The sequence below is a fragment of the Shimia sediminis genome, assembly GCF_003990645.1.
GTDB classification, from domain to species: domain Bacteria; phylum Pseudomonadota; class Alphaproteobacteria; order Rhodobacterales; family Rhodobacteraceae; genus Shimia; species Shimia sediminis.
Genome location: NZ_RYZK01000015.1, coordinates 1 through 18,382, shown reverse-complemented (window position 1 = coordinate 18,382; position 18,382 = coordinate 1). Strand labels below are relative to the sequence as shown.

Annotated in this window: 20 protein-coding genes and 1 pseudogene; 13 read left to right on the top strand and 8 right to left on the bottom strand. The window is 59.2% G+C overall.

Annotation, left to right across the window (positions count from 1 at the left end):
• Positions 1–28: 28 nt before the first annotated feature.
• The 5 genes from EK369_RS19965 to EK369_RS19945 are packed head-to-tail and all read left to right on the top strand — an operon-like array spanning position 29 to position 2,957.
• Positions 29–460 carry an HPr kinase/phosphorylase gene (locus EK369_RS19965; RefSeq protein WP_127116039.1) on the top strand — a complete coding sequence of 144 codons (432 nt, stop codon included), beginning with the start codon at positions 29–31 and terminating at the stop codon, positions 458–460.
• Entirely contained in the window at positions 457–1,386 is a 930-nt protein-coding gene (rapZ, locus tag EK369_RS19960; protein WP_127116038.1) for an RNase adapter RapZ, read from the top strand. The genes EK369_RS19965 and rapZ overlap by 4 nt, the downstream gene beginning before the upstream one ends.
• Complete coding sequence (locus EK369_RS19955) at positions 1,383–1,775, top strand: PTS sugar transporter subunit IIA (protein ID WP_127116037.1); 393 nt, start codon at positions 1,383–1,385, stop codon at positions 1,773–1,775. The genes rapZ and EK369_RS19955 overlap by 4 nt, the downstream gene beginning before the upstream one ends.
• A 5-nt stretch (positions 1,776–1,780) precedes the next feature.
• Positions 1,781–2,059: an HPr family phosphocarrier protein gene (locus tag EK369_RS19950; RefSeq protein ID WP_438672170.1), complete on the top strand. Its 279-nt coding sequence runs from the start codon at positions 1,781–1,783 to the stop codon at positions 2,057–2,059.
• Between the two features lie 22 nt (positions 2,060–2,081).
• Positions 2,082–2,957 carry a lysophospholipid acyltransferase family protein gene (locus tag EK369_RS19945; RefSeq protein WP_127116036.1) on the top strand — a complete coding sequence of 292 codons (876 nt, stop codon included), beginning with the start codon at positions 2,082–2,084 and terminating at the stop codon, positions 2,955–2,957.
• A gap of 68 nt (positions 2,958–3,025) precedes the next feature.
• Here EK369_RS19945 and EK369_RS19940 read toward each other — a convergent pair whose 3' ends face one another.
• On the bottom strand, positions 3,026–3,901 hold the full coding sequence (locus EK369_RS19940; protein ID WP_127116035.1) for a 3-hydroxybutyryl-CoA dehydrogenase: 876 nt from the start codon (positions 3,899–3,901) through the stop codon (positions 3,026–3,028).
• Positions 3,902–4,057: 156 nt separating this feature from the next.
• On the opposite strand from EK369_RS19940, the gene EK369_RS19935 reads away from it, so the two are divergent.
• Positions 4,058–4,876 carry a DUF6473 family protein gene (locus EK369_RS19935; RefSeq protein ID WP_127116034.1) on the top strand — a complete coding sequence of 273 codons (819 nt, stop codon included), beginning with the start codon at positions 4,058–4,060 and terminating at the stop codon, positions 4,874–4,876.
• Between the two features lie 51 nt (positions 4,877–4,927).
• Here the strand turns inward: EK369_RS19935 and EK369_RS19930 are convergent, their stop codons facing one another.
• Together EK369_RS19930 and EK369_RS19925 are read right to left on the bottom strand one after the other, a co-directional pair.
• Positions 4,928–5,857 carry an electron transfer flavoprotein subunit alpha/FixB family protein gene (locus EK369_RS19930; RefSeq protein WP_127116033.1) on the bottom strand — a complete coding sequence of 310 codons (930 nt, stop codon included), beginning with the start codon at positions 5,855–5,857 and terminating at the stop codon, positions 4,928–4,930.
• Positions 5,857–6,615, bottom strand: a complete 759-nt coding sequence (locus EK369_RS19925; RefSeq protein ID WP_127116032.1) for an electron transfer flavoprotein subunit beta/FixA family protein — start codon at positions 6,613–6,615, stop codon at positions 5,857–5,859. The genes EK369_RS19930 and EK369_RS19925 overlap by 1 nt, the downstream gene beginning before the upstream one ends.
• Positions 6,616–6,902: 287 nt before the next feature.
• Here EK369_RS19925 and EK369_RS19920 point away from each other — a divergent pair, with 287 nt between their 5' ends.
• Together EK369_RS19920 and EK369_RS19915 are read left to right on the top strand one after the other, a co-directional pair.
• Positions 6,903–7,691 (top strand): enoyl-CoA hydratase/isomerase family protein, encoded by a 789-nt coding sequence (locus EK369_RS19920; RefSeq protein WP_127116031.1) that lies wholly within the window; start codon positions 6,903–6,905, stop codon positions 7,689–7,691.
• 83 nt (positions 7,692–7,774) lie between these two features.
• Positions 7,775–8,614, top strand: a complete 840-nt coding sequence (locus EK369_RS19915; RefSeq protein WP_127116030.1) for a glycosyltransferase family 25 protein — start codon at positions 7,775–7,777, stop codon at positions 8,612–8,614.
• A gap of 9 nt (positions 8,615–8,623) precedes the next feature.
• Here EK369_RS19915 and EK369_RS19910 read toward each other — a convergent pair whose 3' ends face one another.
• From EK369_RS19910 to EK369_RS19895, 4 genes are all read right to left on the bottom strand, one after another.
• Positions 8,624–9,196 (bottom strand): cob(I)yrinic acid a,c-diamide adenosyltransferase, encoded by a 573-nt coding sequence (locus tag EK369_RS19910; RefSeq protein ID WP_127116029.1) that lies wholly within the window; start codon positions 9,194–9,196, stop codon positions 8,624–8,626.
• Between the two features lie 4 nt (positions 9,197–9,200).
• On the bottom strand, positions 9,201–9,419 hold the full coding sequence (locus EK369_RS19905; RefSeq protein ID WP_127116028.1) for a twin transmembrane helix small protein: 219 nt from the start codon (positions 9,417–9,419) through the stop codon (positions 9,201–9,203).
• A 64-nt stretch (positions 9,420–9,483) separates the two neighbouring features.
• A complete protein-coding gene (locus EK369_RS19900) occupies positions 9,484–10,317 on the bottom strand; it encodes an SDR family NAD(P)-dependent oxidoreductase (RefSeq protein WP_127116027.1) in 834 nt (277 codons plus the stop codon).
• 72 nt (positions 10,318–10,389) lie between these two features.
• Entirely contained in the window at positions 10,390–11,007 is a 618-nt protein-coding gene (locus EK369_RS19895) for an SH3 domain-containing protein (RefSeq protein WP_127116026.1), read from the bottom strand.
• Positions 11,008–11,165: 158 nt separating this feature from the next.
• Between EK369_RS19895 and EK369_RS19890 the strand changes: the two genes are divergently transcribed.
• From EK369_RS19890 to EK369_RS19880, 3 genes are all read left to right on the top strand, one after another.
• On the top strand, positions 11,166–13,508 hold the full coding sequence (locus EK369_RS19890) for a DNA topoisomerase IV subunit A (protein ID WP_127116025.1): 2,343 nt from the start codon (positions 11,166–11,168) through the stop codon (positions 13,506–13,508).
• A gap of 69 nt (positions 13,509–13,577) precedes the next feature.
• Positions 13,578–14,888, top strand: a complete 1,311-nt coding sequence (locus EK369_RS19885) for a YjgN family protein (RefSeq protein ID WP_235871497.1) — start codon at positions 13,578–13,580, stop codon at positions 14,886–14,888.
• Positions 14,885–16,009 carry a M48 family metallopeptidase gene (locus EK369_RS19880; RefSeq protein WP_127116024.1) on the top strand — a complete coding sequence of 375 codons (1,125 nt, stop codon included), beginning with the start codon at positions 14,885–14,887 and terminating at the stop codon, positions 16,007–16,009. Before EK369_RS19885 ends, EK369_RS19880 begins: the two co-directional genes overlap by 4 nt.
• 80 nt (positions 16,010–16,089) lie before the next feature.
• On the opposite strand, the gene EK369_RS19875 is transcribed toward EK369_RS19880, so the two are convergent.
• A complete protein-coding gene (locus tag EK369_RS19875; protein ID WP_127116023.1) occupies positions 16,090–17,442 on the bottom strand; it encodes a cytochrome P450 in 1,353 nt (450 codons plus the stop codon).
• 134 nt (positions 17,443–17,576) lie between these two features.
• Here EK369_RS19875 and EK369_RS19870 point away from each other — a divergent pair, with 134 nt between their 5' ends.
• Both EK369_RS19870 and EK369_RS22020 read left to right on the top strand, forming a co-directional pair.
• Positions 17,577–18,197 (top strand): hypothetical protein, encoded by a 621-nt coding sequence (locus EK369_RS19870; RefSeq protein WP_127116022.1) that lies wholly within the window; start codon positions 17,577–17,579, stop codon positions 18,195–18,197.
• A 114-nt stretch (positions 18,198–18,311) separates the two neighbouring features.
• Positions 18,312–18,382 (top strand): annotated as a pseudogene (locus tag EK369_RS22020) (GTP-binding protein); the annotation flags it as partial.

Here is an 18,382-nt window from a genome sequence, read left to right as displayed (position 1 = left end):
CGTGCCGGATCCGGGCGACTCTGGGCAATTGACACCGGACGCTGACTGTATCCTGCATGCAAGCTGCGTGGCCCATCAGGGCCGCGCGGTTTTGATTCTGGGGGCCTCGGGCAGTGGAAAGTCATCGCTTGCCTTGCAGCTGATGGCGCTGGGCGCGGGGCTGGTTGCCGACGACCGCACCCGGCTGACACGCGAAGGCCACCAAGTGATTGCCGATGTTCCCGAGGCTATTTCGGGGCTGATTGAGGCGCGCGGTGTTGGTATACTGCGGGCAGACCCTGTTGGGCCGGCGCCGGTTGCGTTGGTGGTCAGCCTGGATGAGAATGAGAGTGATCGCCTCCCTGAGAAGCGCTTGTTTCGTGTTCTGGGGCAATCGGTCCCCTTGCTTGCGGGCGTTGCGACCCCACATTTCCCAGCAGCCCTGATGCAAATGCTCGCATGTGGAAGGCATAGCCCATGAGCCGTAACCTCAATCAACCGCAGCCAAGGCTGGTTCTCGTGACCGGCCCTTCTGGGGCCGGGCGTTCAACGGCCCTGCGAGCGCTGGAAGACATCGGCTATGAGATAATCGACAATCTGCCACTCGGTCTGCTGGATCGGCTGATCGCGGGTCCCGGGCATGACCGTCCCTTGGCGTTGGGGCTGGATGTACGTAACCGGGATTTTTCGCAACAGGCATTGATGTCCGCGCTGGACATGTTGGAAACCACGGCTGGGCTCTCACCAGAGCTTCTTTACCTCGACTGCGCGCCCAATGTCTTGCTGCGACGCTATTCCGAGACGCGCCGCCGTCACCCAATGGCGCCCGGAGAGTCGCCGACCGATGGGATTTCCCGCGAGCTGGATCTGTTGCACCCGATCCGCACACGCGCCGATATCCTGATCGACACGACCGAGCTGACGCCCCATGGCCTGCGGGCTGAGATCGAACGTTGGTTTGCCAAGGAAGGCGCCCAGAAACTGGGCCTGACCATCCAGTCCTTCAGCTACAAACGTGGTGTGCCCTTGGGGGTGGACATGGTTCTGGACTGCCGTTTTTTGACAAACCCTTATTGGAATGCTGACTTGCGGCATCTGAATGGTCTGGACCCGGAAGTCGCGCAGTATGTTGAGCAGGATCGGCGCTTTCGACCGTTTCACGAACGGCTCTTGGATATGGTGCTGACGTTGCTGCCTGCCTATGTCGAAGAGGGCCGTTCGCATTTTTCCATAGGCTTTGGGTGCACCGGCGGGCAGCATCGCAGCGTTTTTTGCGCCGAAAGAGTGTCTGAGGCCCTTGCACAACAGGGCTGGCAGGTGTCAATTAGGCACCGCGAATTGGACCGTCGGGCAGAGCTGAAACTGCCGGTTGGACCGCAGGCGGATGAAAAGGACGCGCAAGAGTGATCGGTATCGTGATTGTGGCACATGGCGGGTTGGCCAAAGAGTATCTTGCGGCCGTTGAACATGTCGTGGGCAGCCAGAATGGCATCCAGGCCATCACAATCGAAAACGAGCACGACCGAAGCGCCAAGCAGGAAGAGATTTGCGCCGCCGCCGATTCGGTCGACACGGGGGATGGGGTTGTCGTTGTGACCGACATGTTCGGTGGCTCCCCTTCAAATCTGTCCTTGAGGGCCTGCCGTCCGGAAAACCGCCGCATCGTCTATGGTGCCAACCTGCCCATGCTGATCAAGCTGGCCAAGAGCCGTCACATGTCCGTACCGGACGCCGTGCGCGCCGCGCTTGATGCGGGCCGCAAGTACATTGACAGCCAGAATATTAATACGGATTGACACTTATGACCGAATTGGTGACCCGCTCGCTCAAGATCATTAATGAAAAGGGGCTCCATGCCCGTGCCTCGGCCAAGCTGGTTGAAGTCGTTGAAGGCTTTGATGCCACAGCAGAAGTGAGCAGGGATGGGTTGAGTGCCTGCGGAGACAGTATTATGGGATTGCTGATGCTGGCGGCGTCCAAGGGCACGATGATCGATGTACAGACTTCCGGACCCGATGCGGGACCGCTGGCCGACGCAATAGAAGCGCTGGTAGCCGACTACTTTGGCGAAGGCATGTGAGGGGCGAAAAGCTCCGGTCAGGATGAAGACTTTGGCAAAAGAATCGCCAGAAAAGGTTGAACAGGGCGAGATCTATGATCGACGCACCCTGACCTATGCAAACAGCTTTGACGATCCCTGGACTGCCAACGCCATCAAGGCAATTGAATGGCTGACAGGAAAGATCACGATTCTGCGCATGGTCAACAAGTTCGAAAAGACCAACGCAGATTACCGCGGTCAGCGCTTTTGGCGTGGTGCGCTGAACACCATGGGGATTGAGTTGCAAACCCCTGAAGAACAGCTTGCCAACATTCCCAAAGAGGGTCCGGTGATCGTTGTCGCCAACCATCCCCATGGCATGGTTGACGGGATGATCTTTGCCGATCTGATTGGACGCGTGCGGCAGGATTACCGAATTCTGACCCGGTCCGTCCTCACCGGATTGGATGAAGCGGCAACCTCATTCATGATTCCGGTGCCGTTTCCACATGACCCCGAAGCTCAGCGCAAGATGGTGGAAATGCGATCAAACGCGATGACTCATCTGGCCGAGGGTGGCGTTGTTGCCCTGTTCCCTTCGGGCGTGGTGATGTCGTCGGACAGCTGGTGGGGGGATCCGATCGAACGCGAGTGGAATGTTTTCACCGCCAAGATGATCCGCAAATCCGGGGCACGGGTTGTTCCGATATTTTTCCCTGGGCGCAACTCTCGGGCTTATCAGATTGCCTGTCAGATTTCGCCGATCCTGCGCCAGGGCCTGTTGCTGCATGAAATCGTGCGCTCCTGCAACAAGCCGCAGGCACCAGTCGTCGGTAAGCCGCTGACGGACGAACAAATGGCCCCATTGGCCAAAGATCCGCGTGGCTTTATGGCCTGGCTGCGGGAGCACACACTTGGCCTCGGGCAAAAAGCCTGAGCCAATCAACTAACTAAAAAACCAAAAGCATGTTGGCCCTTTGGCGCCAAGAAGGTCTGCGCTCGTGATCACCGGGTCGGTACAGGCGTTTCGCCGCGATAGTCGTAAAAGCCACGCTTGGTCTTGCGTCCCAGCCATCCGGCCTCGACATATTTCGTGAGCAGCGGGCAGGGGCGATACTTGGTATCGGCAAGCCCGTCGTGCAGCACGTGCATGATCGCAAGGCAGGTGTCCAACCCAATGAAATCGCCCAGTTCCAGTGGCCCCATAGGATGGTTGGCGCCCAGCTTCATCGCGTTGTCAATCGACGCCACATTGCCAACGCCTTCGTAAAGCGCGTAACAGGCTTCGTTGATCATCGGGATCAGGATGCGGTTGACGATAAAGGCAGGGTAATCTTCGGCGCTGGCCGCGGTTTTGTTCAAGCGATCCACAATGCTATGGCAAGTCTGGTAGGTCTCTTCATCCGTGGCAATGCCGCGGATCAGCTCAACCAGTTTCATCAAAGGCACAGGGTTCATGAAGTGAAACCCCATGAACCGTTCGGGACGGTCTGTACGGCTGGCCAGACGCGTGATCGAGATAGAGGAGGTGTTCGAGGTCAAGATCGTATGGGGCTGAAGGTGGGGCAGAAGCGCATCAAAAATCTTGTGCTTGATTTCTTCACGTTCGGTGGCCGCCTCGATCACCAAATCCGTGCCCCCCAGGTCAGGCAGCTGCAATGTGGATTTGATCCGGGCCAAAGCATCGGACTTCTCGGCCTCTGAAATCAGGTCGCGTGACACTTGCCGGGCCATGTTCTTGTCGATGCGTGTAACGGCTGCGTTCAGTGCATCCTGGTCGATGTCGTTCAGCAGTACATCATACCCGGCAAGCGCCATAACATGCGCAATCCCGTTGCCCATCTGGCCTGCACCCACAACTCCAACCGTTTTGATTTCCATGGTTCGTCCCTTTGTCTGTCGTCCGACAATAGGCCTGCGCGTTACGGGGCCGCAAGGGGCGCAGACGTTGAAAACTTGAGACAAGGTCGAACATTGACGGTTTTGAAAGAGATTTCGGCGAATCTCTCTTTGGGTGAGACATTGATGGTGGGAAACATGTCCTATGAAAAAATGGGGAACGGCGCCCTAGACTACATGCCGTGCAGATACGGAGACTCCCGTTTGATCTTTCGGGGTCCTGAGCGTGACCTTGACGGCGATTACACGCTGTTTGTCGGCGGGACCGAGACCTATGGCAAATTTCTACTCAGCCCCTTTCCCGCGCTTGTGGAAGAGGCGACTGGCACAACCTGTGTGAACTATGGGTGTATCAATGCGGGTGTTGACGCCTTCTTAAGCGACGCGACATCACTAGAGATTATGCGCAATGCCAAGACAGTGGTCATTCAGGTGATGGGCGCACACAATATGTCGAACCGGTTCTATCGCGTGCATCCGCGCCGAAACGACCGGTTTCTGGACGCCAGTTCGGTTATGAAGACAGTGTTTCGGGACATCGATTTCACCGAGTTTCATTTCACGCGTCATATGCTGGGTACCCTGTGTGCCCGCGCGCCAGACCGTTACTCGATGTTACGAGATGAGCTGAAGCAAGCCTGGGTCGCCCGGATGCGCCTGTTGCTGAACAGCATCCCAGGGCGCACCTATCTCCTGTGGTTCTCAACACAAGCCCCTGGCGGAGACCCCGGATTTCTTGGGCTTGGGCCCGATCCGGTCTTTGTGGATCGTGCCATGCTTGATGTGCTGCAACCCCTGGTCGAAGATGTGATCGAGGTTGTGGTCAGCCCTGACGCCCTGGAGAAAGGCACCGACGGCATGGTGTTCTCCGACATGGAAAAGGTGGCCGCCCGCCGGCTGTTGGGGGCGGCTGCACATCAAGAGGCAGCGGATGTCCTGATCAAGAGGTTGCAATAAAAAAGGCCCGCCGGTTGGCGGGCCTTTTCAATTTTGGAATGCAGGGTGCGATTAGCCGAGTTTTTCGGTCAGTTCTGGCACGGCTGCGAAGAGGTCGGCGACGAGGCCGAAGTCTGCGACCTGGAAGATCGGGGCTTCTTCGTCCTTGTTGATCGCGACGATGACCTTGGAGTCCTTCATGCCCGCCAGGTGCTGGATTGCACCCGAGATGCCGACAGCGATGTAGAGGTCTGGTGCAACAACCTTACCGGTCTGACCCACCTGCCAGTCGTTCGGCGCATAGCCCGAGTCGACGGCCGCGCGCGAGGCGCCAACGGCGGCACCCAGCTTGTCGGCCAGGGTTTCGATCAGTTTGAAGTCCTCTTCCGAGCCGACGCCACGACCACCGGACACAACAACGCCAGCCGAGGTCAGCTCGGGCCGGTCGCTTGCGGCAACCTTGTCTTCGACCCAGCTTGACAGGCCGGGGTTGGCGGCTGCCGAGACGGTCTCAACCGAGGCCGAGCCACCGGTCCCCGCCGCGTCAAAGGTCGAGGTGCGGAAGGTGATGACCTTTTTCGCATCCGATGAGCGCACGGTCTGGTTGGCGTTGCCGGCGTAGATCGGGCGCTCGAAGGTGTTGCCATCGACAACCGCGGTGGCGTCCGAGATCACCATCACGTCCAACAGCGCCGCGACGCGGGGCATCACGTTCTTGGCGTCGGTGGTGGCGGGGGCAACGATATGTTCATAATCCCCTGCCAGGCTGACGATCAGCGCGGCGGTTGATTCCGCGAGGCGATGACCCAGCGAGTCATCCTCGGCAACCAGAACGCGGGCCACGCCGTCGATCTGTGCGGCGGCCTCACCGGCGGCGGCGGCAGAGCCACCCGCGGCCAGAACAGTCACATCACCCAGCGATTTCGCGGCGGTGACAGCCTTGGCGGTGGCGTCCATCGCCAGTTCGCCGTTGTTGACTTCTGCGAGAAGAAGAACAGCCATTACACAGCCCCCGCTTCTTTGAGTTTCTCTACCAGCTCGTCGACCGACCCAACCACGATGCCCGCAGCGCGGGCTTCGGGTTCCGTGGTCGAAACGATTTCCAGACGCGGGGTGACGTCGACGCCGTAATCGGCGGCGGTCTTCTCATCCAGCGGCTTTTTCTTGGCCTTCATGATGTTCGGCAGCGACGCATACCGCGGCTCGTTCAGGCGCAAATCGACGGTGATGATGGTCGGCATCGTCACGTTGATGGTCTGCAGACCGCCGTCCACTTCGCGGGTCACAACGGCCTTGTCGCCATCGATGTCCAGCTCAGAGGCAAAGGTGCCCTGCGACCAGCCCAGGAGCGCCGACAGCATCTGACCGGTGGCGTTCATGTCGTTGTCGATCGCCTGCTTGCCCGCCAGAACGATGCCGGGCTCTTCTTCTTCGACAATCTTGGCCAGGATCTTGGCAACCGCCAGAGGCTCGATGTCAGTGTGCACGTCGTCCGCCGCCACAACCAGAATGGCGCGGTCCGCCCCCATCGCCAGCGCCGTACGCAGGGTCTCCTGGGCTTGCTTCACACCGATCGAAACCGCAACAACCTCATCAGCCTTGCCGGCTTCCTTCAGGCGGATGGCTTCTTCGACGGCAATCTCGTCGAACGGGTTCATCGACATTTTCACGTTGGCGAGATCAACTCCGCTCCCGTCCGCCTTAACCCGGACCTTCACGTTGTAGTCAATCACGCGCTTCACAGGCACAAGTACCTTCATAAGCGTTAGACTCCTTAATATGGATGAGCCGTGAAACGACTCGGCGATTTGCTCTCCCGCACGTGATATATTCTTGCGCGCTCGTAAAACAGCGCAAAATCGTCACGTCACAGTCTGGCGACGTCGCGTTTCAGGATTTGAGGACAAAATTTTGCAGGAATGTTGCCGCAGGGGAAATTTAACTGACGTCAGGGCAGGCGTAAGTTCCCCAACGTCGTGCCGACTGGGGGCTAGGCGGGGCAGGGTTTTGCAGTGTTTTATGGCACTTCAGAAAACAGGAGACCGATATGACTGACGAAGCCCTGGTGAACTATTCTGTCGATGGCCATGTCGCGACGATCCAGTTGAACCGTGCCAAAGCCATGAATGCCATGAACCACGCCTTGCGCATGGCCATCCGAGACGCGCAGGCCAAAGCCGAGCAGGACAGTGCCGTACGGGTTGTGGTCCTGACTGGTTCGGGCAATTCCTTTACGTCTGGCACAGACCTGAAAGAGCTCGGCGATTTCGTGACCAAAAAGGGCATGTTCGACATTTCGGTCCGCGACTACAAACCGATCCTTGATGGTATTTCAAAAAGCGACAAAATCTACATCGCCGCGATCAATGGCGTCGCGGGCGGCGTTGGCCTGTCAATTGCCCTGACCTGTGACCTTGCGATCATGGCAGAGGGCGCGACGTGCTTTGTGCCCTTTACCAACATTGGCTTGGTGCCGGACGGTGGCCTGAGCTGGCTTTTGTTGCAGCATATGGGGTCGAAACGGGCCTTTGCAGCCATTGCCGAAGCCGAGCACATTGACGCCGCGACCAGTCTTGATCTGGGCATCGTCAACAGGCTTGCCCCGGATGAGACAGTTTTGGCCGAGGCGCAGACCTGGGCAGCGACACTTGCCGAGCGCGCGCCTCTGAGCCTGGCTTACAGCAAACAGATCATGCGGGCGGCTCATACCTCGAGCCACGATCAGATCGCCTTGCTGGAAAGCGAATTTCAGATGAAATGCGCCAATTCCGAAGATTCCGGAAACGCGATTGCCGCCTTTCTGACAAAGCAAAAGCCGGTGTTCAAAGGCCGCTGATATCCGCCCATTCAGGTGTTTTCGTACCGGCCCCGGGTCTGCTACACCAGCAGGCCTGACACCTGTGCAAAAGGCATCTTGTCATGAGCGGCCCATATATCTTTTTCATCAACCTGGATCGGGCCAAGGATCGGGCGGCCTATATGTGGGCCTGCCTTGAAAAAGCGGGGCTAGCCGACACAACTGAACGCGTGCCGGCGTTGGATTCCAGAACGGACAGTATTCGCAACGGTTTCAAACGCGGGCCGTCCTCGTTGTGCTACGCCTTGGACCCTACAGAAATCGCCTGTTGGGAAAGCCACAGGAAGGCCTGGCAACACATGCTCGACTGCGATCTTGAGCACGCGGTCATTTTCGAAGACGACGTGGTTTTCTCTCCGGATTTCAAAGAGGTGCTGGATGAGGTCTGTGCGCATGCCAAGGACTTTGACCTGATCAAGCTTGATGGAATTCCCTCACGCCAACGTCTTGGTCCGGCACAGCCCTGTGGTGCGCTCACCCTGAAAAGCATCAACAATGTCTCCTACAGTTCTGCAGCATACCTGCTGTCCAGAAAGGGTGCCAAACGGCTGCTGGACGAGTCCAAAAGCTACAACATGGGCCTTGACCTGGAGATGTTCACGCCGCGCAAGGGCTGGCGCATGTGGCAGTTGTTTCCTGCGATCTGCGTACAGGGCATGTTCCTGTGCAATGCCGACCGGGCAGGCTTGCCAAAATCAGTAATCGGCGGTCAGCGTAAACAGGATCCGGGCCACAAAGAACGGTTCGAGATGGAACCCTGGTGGTTCAAGATCAAACGCCTTGTTCAGGTGCGCCTGACAGATCGCTACCCAAACGCGCTCTGGCGCCGCCGCAAGTTTTTGCGCTCTGGCGGGACAATTGAGCCTGTCGCGCTGAGGGACGAATTTGCGCGGTACAAATAGGTCGCCGCACTATCGATTCGCGCCGGGCACCCACAAAACATCCGCCTTACCGCCGTCATTGGCCACCCGCGCCGCGACAAAGAACCAGTCGGACAGCCGGTTGAGATAGGTCACCGCGTGGACGTTCACCTCAGCCACTCCGGCAAGCTCTGTCGCCAGCCGTTCGGCCCGCCGTGCAACGGTGCGGCACACGTGAAGGTGCGCCGCCAGGGCCGACCCACCGGGCAGAATGAAACTGCGCAACGGCTCGAGATCGGCGTTCATGGCGTCAATCTCGGTTTCCAGGCGCTTTACCTGGCTCTCAACCATGCGGAGCGGGGGGTATTCTGATGTGGCATCCTTGCTAAGGTCGGGCCGACAGAGGTCAGCGCCAAGATCAAACAGATCGTTCTGTATGGCAGAAAGCCACACGTCCATATCGCCCGAAGCATGCAGGCGCGCGACGCCGACCGTGGCGTTCAGCTCGTCAGAAGTTCCATAGGCGTTGACGCGCGCGTCGTGTTTCGCAACACGGTCCCCGTTACCCAGCGCCGTGGTGCCCTTGTCGCCGGTACGGGTATAGATCTTGTTCAAAACAACCACGTGATTATCCTCCGCGACGCAGCCAGACAAACAGCAGGATCAGGGCCACGGCCACAGCCTGTGCTGCGATCCGCCAGCGCATGATTTTGTTGGCATGTTTGCGGTTAAAGTCACCACCCTTGGCAAAACCGCCAATTCCGACCATCAAAATGGCCGCCACGCCCAGCGTGACAGCAGCGACGACCCAGAACAAAGGGTCATTGGCAAGACCGGAAGGATTCATGATTCGTCTCCGATTGGCGTCATGTCTGTGTGTTTAGGCCGCTTGCAGGGGAAATAACAGCGATTCAGCCTTTGGCAATGAACCAGTCCAGAATTCTTGTGGAAAACAGGCGGCGGGCCAGGTTCGAGATGTAGGTTGGGGTTGTCACAAAGTATCTTGGGTGCGGGTTCCGCGACTCCAGTGCATGCGCGAGCTTGTTGGTCACCGCTTCGGGCCTCAGCTCAAAGGGATCGGGCCCCTTGGGTGTGTCGTAGAGACGCTTGAGCAGCCCGCCGCGGTATTGTTCGGCCCGCGCTGAATTCTCCCAGTCGATCCAGCGTTCGAAATGCGGGATCGAATTGATCCTGATCTTTGTCCCGATCGGTCCCGGTTGGATCAGGATCACCTTGATCGGGGTGTCACGCATCTCGATTCGCAGTGTATCCGTCAGCCCTTCGATGGCGTGTTTTGTGGCCACATAAGCCCCACGCCAGGGGTAGGTGACAAACCCCAGGACAGATGAGTTCTGAACGATCCTGCCGTGTCCTTGTGCCCGCATCACGGGGATCACGGCGCGGGTAAGCTCGTGCCAGCCAAAGACATTGCTTTCAAAGATTTCGCGCAGGCCGTTGGTCGGCAGGTCTTCGACCGCCCCCGGCAATCCGTGGGCTCCATTGTTGAACAGCGCATCCAGCGTTCCGCCCGTGGCCGCGAGCACCTCGGCCAGGCCCGCATGGATGCTGTCGGAATCCGCATAATCTATGCGTGGGCTTTCAAAACCTTCGGCGCGCAGGCGGACGCAATCCTCTTCCTGACGGCAAGAGGCAAACACCCGCCAGCCACGGGCGCGCATGCCATGCGCGGCGTCATATCCGATGCCCGAAGAACATCCGGTGATAAGGAGAGTTTTGCCTGCCATTTGTGCGCCCTTTTTGCCCCGGTTCCTTAGCTAGGGCGAAATACGCGGCAGGGCAACGCTGACTTTGGTGTGTTATTCGGCCTTGATCAGCAACCGGGCAGACATCCAGCCGATCCTGCCACTTTCGATGACCTGCAGCTTGACCCACCCATTACCGGGATCGCGCAGAACCATCACTTCGTCACCGCGCTTTAGCCTTGCCAGGACGCTATAGTTTGTCCCCGGACCACCGCGCATGTTGACGCGGCTGCCGCGCACGGTCCGCAGGTCTTTCGGGGGCTCGGGTGTGGCAACGGCGGCAGCGGCTTGTACGTCGACAGAAGACGGGTCAGGCCCAATTGCCGCGCGTTCTGCATTCGGGGTTGGCGTTGGGGTAGAAAACAAGCTTTGACGTCGCGCCAAAGCCGGAGTCGTGGTGAACGAGGCCTGCTCTAATGCAGCCCCGGTTGCCGCCAGATCGAGCGAAGCGACCTGCATCGCAGCCCGTTCTGCTTCGCGTTGGCGGGCTTTTTCGGCGATTTCGGCTTTTCGGGCGCGTTCGGCCTCGCGCACGGCTGCTTGCCGTTCGGCTTCCAGCGCCTGGTACTTGGCGATTCTGGCGGGTTCTTCGGGGGCAAAATCCTTGCCGCCGCTCATCTCGTAAAAGGCCCAGCCCATGAAAATAAGGCTTAGCAGCACAAACTTCTTCATTGGGAAAACTCCCGTTCACACAACACGCACGTATCAAAGGTTCCAAAAATACGCTGTTAACTTATCACAAATCGGCTCAAATTGCTTAATGGAAAAAATCCGCCCCTTTTCCCCCTCGCTCGCTTTACCGTTCCCTGTCCATTGGATACACCAAGCGCATGACTGACCTGATCGATGACGACACCCCCCTCGGAGAAGTGACTGAACCGCTGCGTCGCGCCATTGGCGACCGCTATCTGACCTATGCGCTCTCCACGATCATGCACCGTGCGCTGCCCGATGCCCGCGACGGGTTAAAGCCCGTGCACCGGCGCATCTTGTATGCCATGCGCGAGTTGAAACTGGCCTCGAATGGCGGCTTCCGAAAATCGGCCAAGATTTCCGGTGACGTGATGGGCAACTATCACCCGCACGGGGATGCCGCGATCTATGATGCGATGGCGCGTCTGGCGCAGGACTTTAACGTCCGCTATCCGCTCGTCGACGGCCAGGGCAATTTTGGCAACATCGACGGCGATAACCCGGCGGCGGCCCGATATACCGAGGCTCGCATGACCCCGGTTGCCGAAGCCCTGCTCGAAGGGTTGAATGAAAACGCGGTCGATTTTCGCGAGAACTATGATGGCACCCTGACCGAGCCTGTGGTCATGCCGGCGTCGTTCCCGAACCTCTTGGCCAATGGCGCCAGCGGTATCGCGGTGGGCATGGCGACGAATATCCCGCCGCACAATATCTCGGAGCTGTGTGACGCCTGCCTGCACATGATCAAGACGCCGGACGTGCGCGACGACACGCTCTTGAATTACGTCCCCGGCCCGGATTTTCCCACGGGTGGTGTCATCGTGGAACCCAGGGAGCAGATCGCTCAGGCCTATCGCACGGGAAAAGGCGGTTTCCGGCTGCGCTGCAAGTACGAGATCGAGGATCTCGGCCGCGGCCAATGGCAGATCGTCGTGACCGAAATTCCCTATCAGGTTCAGAAATCCAAGCTGATCGAAAAGATCGCGGAGCTGATCCAGACCAAGAAAATCCCGATCCTTGCCGACATCCGCGACGAAAGCGCCGATGACATTCGCATGGTGCTTGAGCCGCGCTCAAAGAACGTCGATCCCGAGGTTCTGATGGGCATGATGTATCGCAACAGCGATCTCGAAGTACGGTTCAGCCTGAACATGAACGTGCTGATCGACGGGGTGACGCCCAAGGTTTGCAGCATGAAAGAGGTGCTGCGCGCCTTCCTCGATTTCCGTCGCGAGGTGTTGATCCGCCGCTCCATGCACCGCATGGAAAAGATCGACCACCGTCTTGAGGTGCTCGAAGGCTTTATCATTGCCTTTCTGAACCTCGACCGCGTGATTGATATCATCCGCTACGATGACGCTCCGAAACAGGCTTTGATGGCCGAAGACTGGGGCCGCGACCATGTGCGCGCGACGTCGGAACATGACTATCGCTCGCCTCTGCCTGCCGCCGAAGGCGCCGGAGAGCTGACCGAGGTTCAAGCCGAAGCCATCCTCAACATGCGTTTGCGGTCTTTGCGTCGTCTTGAGGAACTGGAACTGATCCGCGAGCAGGAAGAGTTGATGGCCGAACGCGCCGAACTCGAAGATCTGCTGGAAAGCGAAGACCTTCAATGGGATCGCATTGGCGACCAGTTGAAAGAAGCCAAAAAGCTGTTTGGCAAAGACTACGAAGGCGGCGCTCGCCGTACTGTGTTTGCCGAAGCTGGCGAGGTCGAAGACGTGCCGCTCGAGGCGATGATCGACAAGGAACCGATCACGGTTGTCTGCTCGCAAATGGGTTGGATTCGCGCCATGTCGGGCCATATCGACCTGACCCGCGAGCTAAAGTTCAAGGACGGCGATGGCCCGCGCTTTGTCTTCCATGCCGAGACCACAGACCGCCTGCTGGTCTTTGGGACCAATGGCCGGTTCTACACGCTCAGCGCGGCCAACTTGCCCGGCGGGCGGGGCATGGGCGAGCCGCTGCGCCTGATGGTGGACCTGCCGAACGAGGCCGAAATTATCGATATTCTGATCCACGATCCTGAACGCAGATTGCTTGTCGCCTCGACGGCGGGCGATGGTTTTGTGGTTCCGGAAAAAGACGTGATTGCCCAGACCCGCAACGGCAAACAGGTGTTGAACGTCAAAGACGGCAACAAGGCCAAGATCTGTATTCCGGTCGCCGGAGACCACGTGGCCGTGGTGTCAGAGAACGGCAAGTTCCTGGTGTTCCCGGTGACGGAACTGCCCGAGATGGGACGCGGCAAGGGTGTGCGCATCCAGAAATACAACATGGCCCGTGGCCGTCAGGGCACGCTGGAGTTGGATGGCGGGTTGTCCGATCTCACCACCTTCAACCTCGAAGAGGGGCTGAAATGGGAGATGGGCGGCGGCAAGACCCGCCACGAACCCGATATGTCCGACTGGGTTGGCAAGCGCGCCGGGGTCGGGAAAAAGCCCCCTTATGGTTTCCCGCGCAATCACAAGTTCACCTGACCGATGACTTGGTGTTAAGCTAAAGCCGCCCCCAATTTGAGGGGCGGTTTTTTTGTTCTGGACCGACACGTGACTGACGACACGCCCCCTAAACCCTCGCATGTACCTTCGAACCCGTGGGATGCCGCGCGTGATCCGGATGCGGTCGAAACGTATTCTCCGAACAGATCAGGCTCACACACACCACAAAACGTCGTTCTGGATGAAGGCGTCAGGGCTTTGCAGGGTGGTTTTATCGGTCGGCGCGGGCGGGTGTTCTGGCTCTCGGTGCGTACCAGTATTCTGACCATTCTGACGCTGGGAATATACCGATTCTGGATGAAGACACGTCTGCGTCGATGGTACTGGTCTTCGGTGCGTTTGGACGGCACGCCGGGCGAGTATGTTGGTGATCCGCTGGAGAAGCTGCTGGGCTTCCTGATCGCCGTTGTGTTTCTCGCCTTTTACATCGGCGTGGTGAACCTTTTGCTGATGTTTGCCAGCTTTTCCTTGTTTCAGGGCAATTTCGCAGCCTATCTGCTCAGCTTTGTCGGGGTCGTGCCGCTGTGGTTCTATGCCTCTTACCGGGCGCGTCGTTATGTTCTGGCCCGCACGCGATGGCGTGGTATCCGCTTTGGGCTGGAGCCCGGCGCCTGGGGGTATGCGTGGCGTGCATTGGTGCATTGGGGGCTGTCCATCCTGTCCCTTGGCATTCTCTGGCCACGCATGGTGTTCTGGCTCGAGAAGTACCGCACGGACCGGACATGGTTTGGCGATCAGAAGTTCGAGCAATCCGGGAAATGGACAACGTTGTACCACCCGCTGCGACACCTGTTTCTTTTGGCCCTTGCCGGGGGTGTGCTCGCCGGATTGGTCGCGTTGGGGGTCGAGGCTGCGGGGCTGGCCATTCTCGCCTTTCCGATTTGGCTGGTTTACGCCGTGGCCTTTTATCGCGCCCGCACCTGGCAGAGATTGACCAGCCTGAAGCAGGCAGGCTCCATTCGCTTTCAGGCCGCGCCCAGGGTCTGGCGTGTGTTCTGGATCTACACGTTGGGATATGGGCTGACGTCATTGGCGTCCTCCGTCCTGCTGGTTCCGATTGGGTTGGTGTTCGCGCGGTTCTTTTCGATCTTTCCAGAAATCAGCCTGAACGCGTTTACGCTTGACGATATCCCACGCGGCGCCTTGATCGTTCTGGGCGTGGTGTCCTACTTTTCGATGTTCCTGATCTGGTCCTCGATGCGGCACGCCTTTGTCACCATGCCGCTGTGGCGGCACTTTGCCGAGACCCTGACCGTGCTGGATCCCGATGCCATCGACGGGATTTCTCAGCGCCCGCGCGATGACTCTTCGCAGGCCGAAGGATTTGCCGAAGCTCTGGATGTGGGGGCCGCAATATGACGACGATCATTCCCGTGGTGCCACGTGAAAAAGCGCCCGACGCCGACGGGCGGTACTTTGATGGCGAGACAGCGCGCGCGCATCCGGTGACACTCAGGATCGACGAGACCACCGAGGCTCTGCACATTTCGGGTGAAGATGTATCGCAGAGCTGGCCTCTGGGTGTCATCAGACTGGTGCCGGATCAGGCAGGGGTAAAAGGGTTGGTTTTGCGGCGGGGTGATGACCCGCTGGCGCGTCTCTTCACCAAGGACCGTGTTCTGGCGCAGCGGTTTCCGGCTCTGAAAAAACGTACCACCGACATCAAACGTTCCCACCTCATGGCCTGGGCGTTTGGGGCGGTGGCTTCGGTTGCCCTGATTATTCTGGTGTTGGTGCCGCTCATGGCGGACCAGCTGGCCGAGTTCATCCCGCCCGAAGGGGAACAGGCGCTGGGCGAAACGACCCTCGATAGTATTCGCTCCGCTCTGGACCAAAGCGGGTTGCGCCCCTTGCCGTTCTGCGAGGCCCCCGAAGGCATGGCAGCGCTGCGCAAGATGCAGCAAAAACTGTCACGCGCAACGGACTTACCGGTCCCGCTCAAGGTGCATGTTCTGGATCACGAGATGATCAATGCCTTTGCGTTGCCCGGTGGGCATGTGGTGTTCATGCGGGGCCTGATCGAACAGGCCGAAAGCGCAGAAGAGGTCGCAGCGGTCTTTGCCCACGAGATCGGTCACGTCGTCAGCCGTGATCCGACGCGCCATGCCTTGCGGTCCGCCGGATCAATCGGCGTTCTGGGGCTTTTGTTTGGCGACTTTGCCGGGGGCGCTCTGGTGCTGTTCCTGACCGAACAGCTGATCGCGGCGCAGTACAGCCAGCAGGCGGAAACCGACGCGGACACCTTTGCTTATGGGGTTTTACAGGACAGCGGCATCGCACCTTCGGCCATCGCCGACATGTTCGAACGCATGTTGCAGGCCTATGGCGATGCCCAGGGGGTCAAGTCGCATTTCCTCAGTCATCCGCGCATGAGCGAACGCATCGAGGCCGCCCATGCCGCGACCCCACGCGATTTTCGCCATGTCGACATTCTGACCCCTTCGGAATGGCGGGCTCTGCAGACTATCTGCGACAGGTAGGGCTCCCGCCCGGAACCACCCCATCACAGATGGGATGTTCCCGGTTGGGCGTGGCCCGCGCGAGGCGCGCGGGCAGGGGGCTAAAGCGCCTCAGCCGTCAGCCAGACACCGGTGTCGGGGCGCAGGGTCAGGATCATCACGGGCTCAGGCGGGCGCCCCTCGACAAGGTCGAACCGGAACCGTTTGAGCAGTACCGCCAAAATCAGCACGGCCTCTTGGATGGCGAAACTGGCCCCAATGCAGATGCGCGGACCATCGCCAAACGGCAGATAAGCATAGCGATTGATCGCATCGCGGTTGGCAAAGCGTTCGGGCCGAAAGGCGTTTGGGTCCTCCCAGAGCTGGTGGTGGCGATGCAGGGCGTAGACCGGGATCATCACTGTGTCGCCGCGCCGGATCTCGCGGCCACAGAGACGGTCCTCTTGTTGCGCGGTGCGCGACAAAATACCGGCGGGGGGATAAAGCCTCAGAGCCTCATCCACGATCTGGCGCAGGTAGGGCAATTGGGTCACCATCTCGCCGGTTATCGCGCCATCGCCTGCCACGGCTGCGATCTCTGCGCGCGCGCGTGCCTGCACATCTTGATCAAAGGCACAGAGATAGAGCGACCAGGCCAGTGTCAGGGCAGTGGTCTCATGACCCGCCACGATAAAGGTCAAGAGATTGTCGCGCAGTTCCGAGGTGTTCATGCGGCGCTGAGTTTCCGGGTCAACGCCTGCCAGCAAGAGATCCAGCAGATCTGGGATATCACCCGCCCCCCGGTGGCGGCGGGCTTCGATGGCTTCATCGGCCACCGATTTCATCTGTTTCACAACCGGCCCCGAGAACATGCGGGACGGGCGGGGCAGCCAATCGGGAAACCCCAACATGTCCATCAGCGAAATACGCCCGGCGGCGGCAATATAGGAATCAATCGCGCGGTGCACCGCATCGGGGTCAAATGACCCCTCTCCGGAAAAGGTCACCTCGGCAATCACATCAAACGTGGTACGCACGGTTTCGTCCAGCACATCAATGGCACGATCACCAGCCGATGCGATCCGCTCCACACTGCGTTCCGCGGCGGCGGTCATGATCGGCGCCAGGGCCTGCACATTGCGATGCGAGAACACCGGGGCCGCGGCGCGGCGCTGCCAGCGCCAGTGCGCGCCTTCCGCAACAAACAGGCTGTCGCCGATGGCCGGACGCAGGATGTTCTTGGTGGCGCGCGACTTGGGATAGTCGTCAACCTTTTCCAGCAACACGCGGCGAATGGCGTCGGGATCCATCACCATATGCCAGCGAATGCCGGTCTTGCCCGAGACCATGGGCTGACGCACGGCCAGTTCCGGCAGGATCTCCAGAAGGTTGCGGCGCGCGGCCTTGAGCGATCCCAGAATTCCCAGGGGCTCGGTGGCAAAGGGGACATAGGCGGGCAGCGATGACTCGTGCATGATTTCCTCCGTTCCCTGACAACATAGGTGGGCGCAGCCGCCCCGACAAATCGCTGACAAATCGCGTTGTCGTTGCAGGGGCACCTAACATGCGGTATTGCCCGGATAAGACTGGTTTTTGAGGACCCGAGCATATGTTCCGTATCGCGATTCTGCTGACTGCCCTATGGGCGCTGGTTGCCTGCGCCGTGCCAACGGCCGAAGTGAGTGATCCGCAGCGGGATTTGGGAGACTTTGTTTTGGGCCACAATATCGTGGTGGCGCCTGAAATCGTCAAAGGGCCACTGTCGCGCGAAGCCAGTGCAGAGCAATGGAAATCGGCGGTGAAGGCGGCGATTGATGCACGGCTGGGACGTTACGAGGGCGACCGCCTCGTACACCTTGGCGTGAACGTCGGGGGCTACGTGCTCGCACAGCCCGGCGTACCACTGTTGATGTCGCCCAAGTCCGTGCTGGGGATCTCGGTCACGGCCTGGGACGATCGCGCAGGCGGCAAGTTCAACGAAGAACCTAAGGACTTCATCGTGCTAGAGACCGTCTCGGGCGGTTCTCTGGTGGGCACAGGCTATACGTTGTCGGCACAAGAGCAGATGGCGAATCTGAGCTACAATGTCGCCAAACAGATCGAAGACTGGCTGTATGATAACCGGGCCTGTTTGACCGACAACGCCACCGCTGAACAGCTGGCAAAATGTTGGAAAGACAACAAGGATGAGCGGCTGGCGCAGGCCCGTCGCGACAACCTCGGCGAATAACCACGCTTCGCACAAGTCGCGCTTGATTTTTGTCCCGCAACCCAATATGTCGCGCGCGGTAGACATACGTCCGGGCCCATCGGGTCCTAAATTTCTAGATGGAAGGCGCCTCACATGGCTAAGGAAAAGTTTGAGCGGAGCAAACCGCACTGCAACATCGGCACCATCGGTCACGTTGACCATGG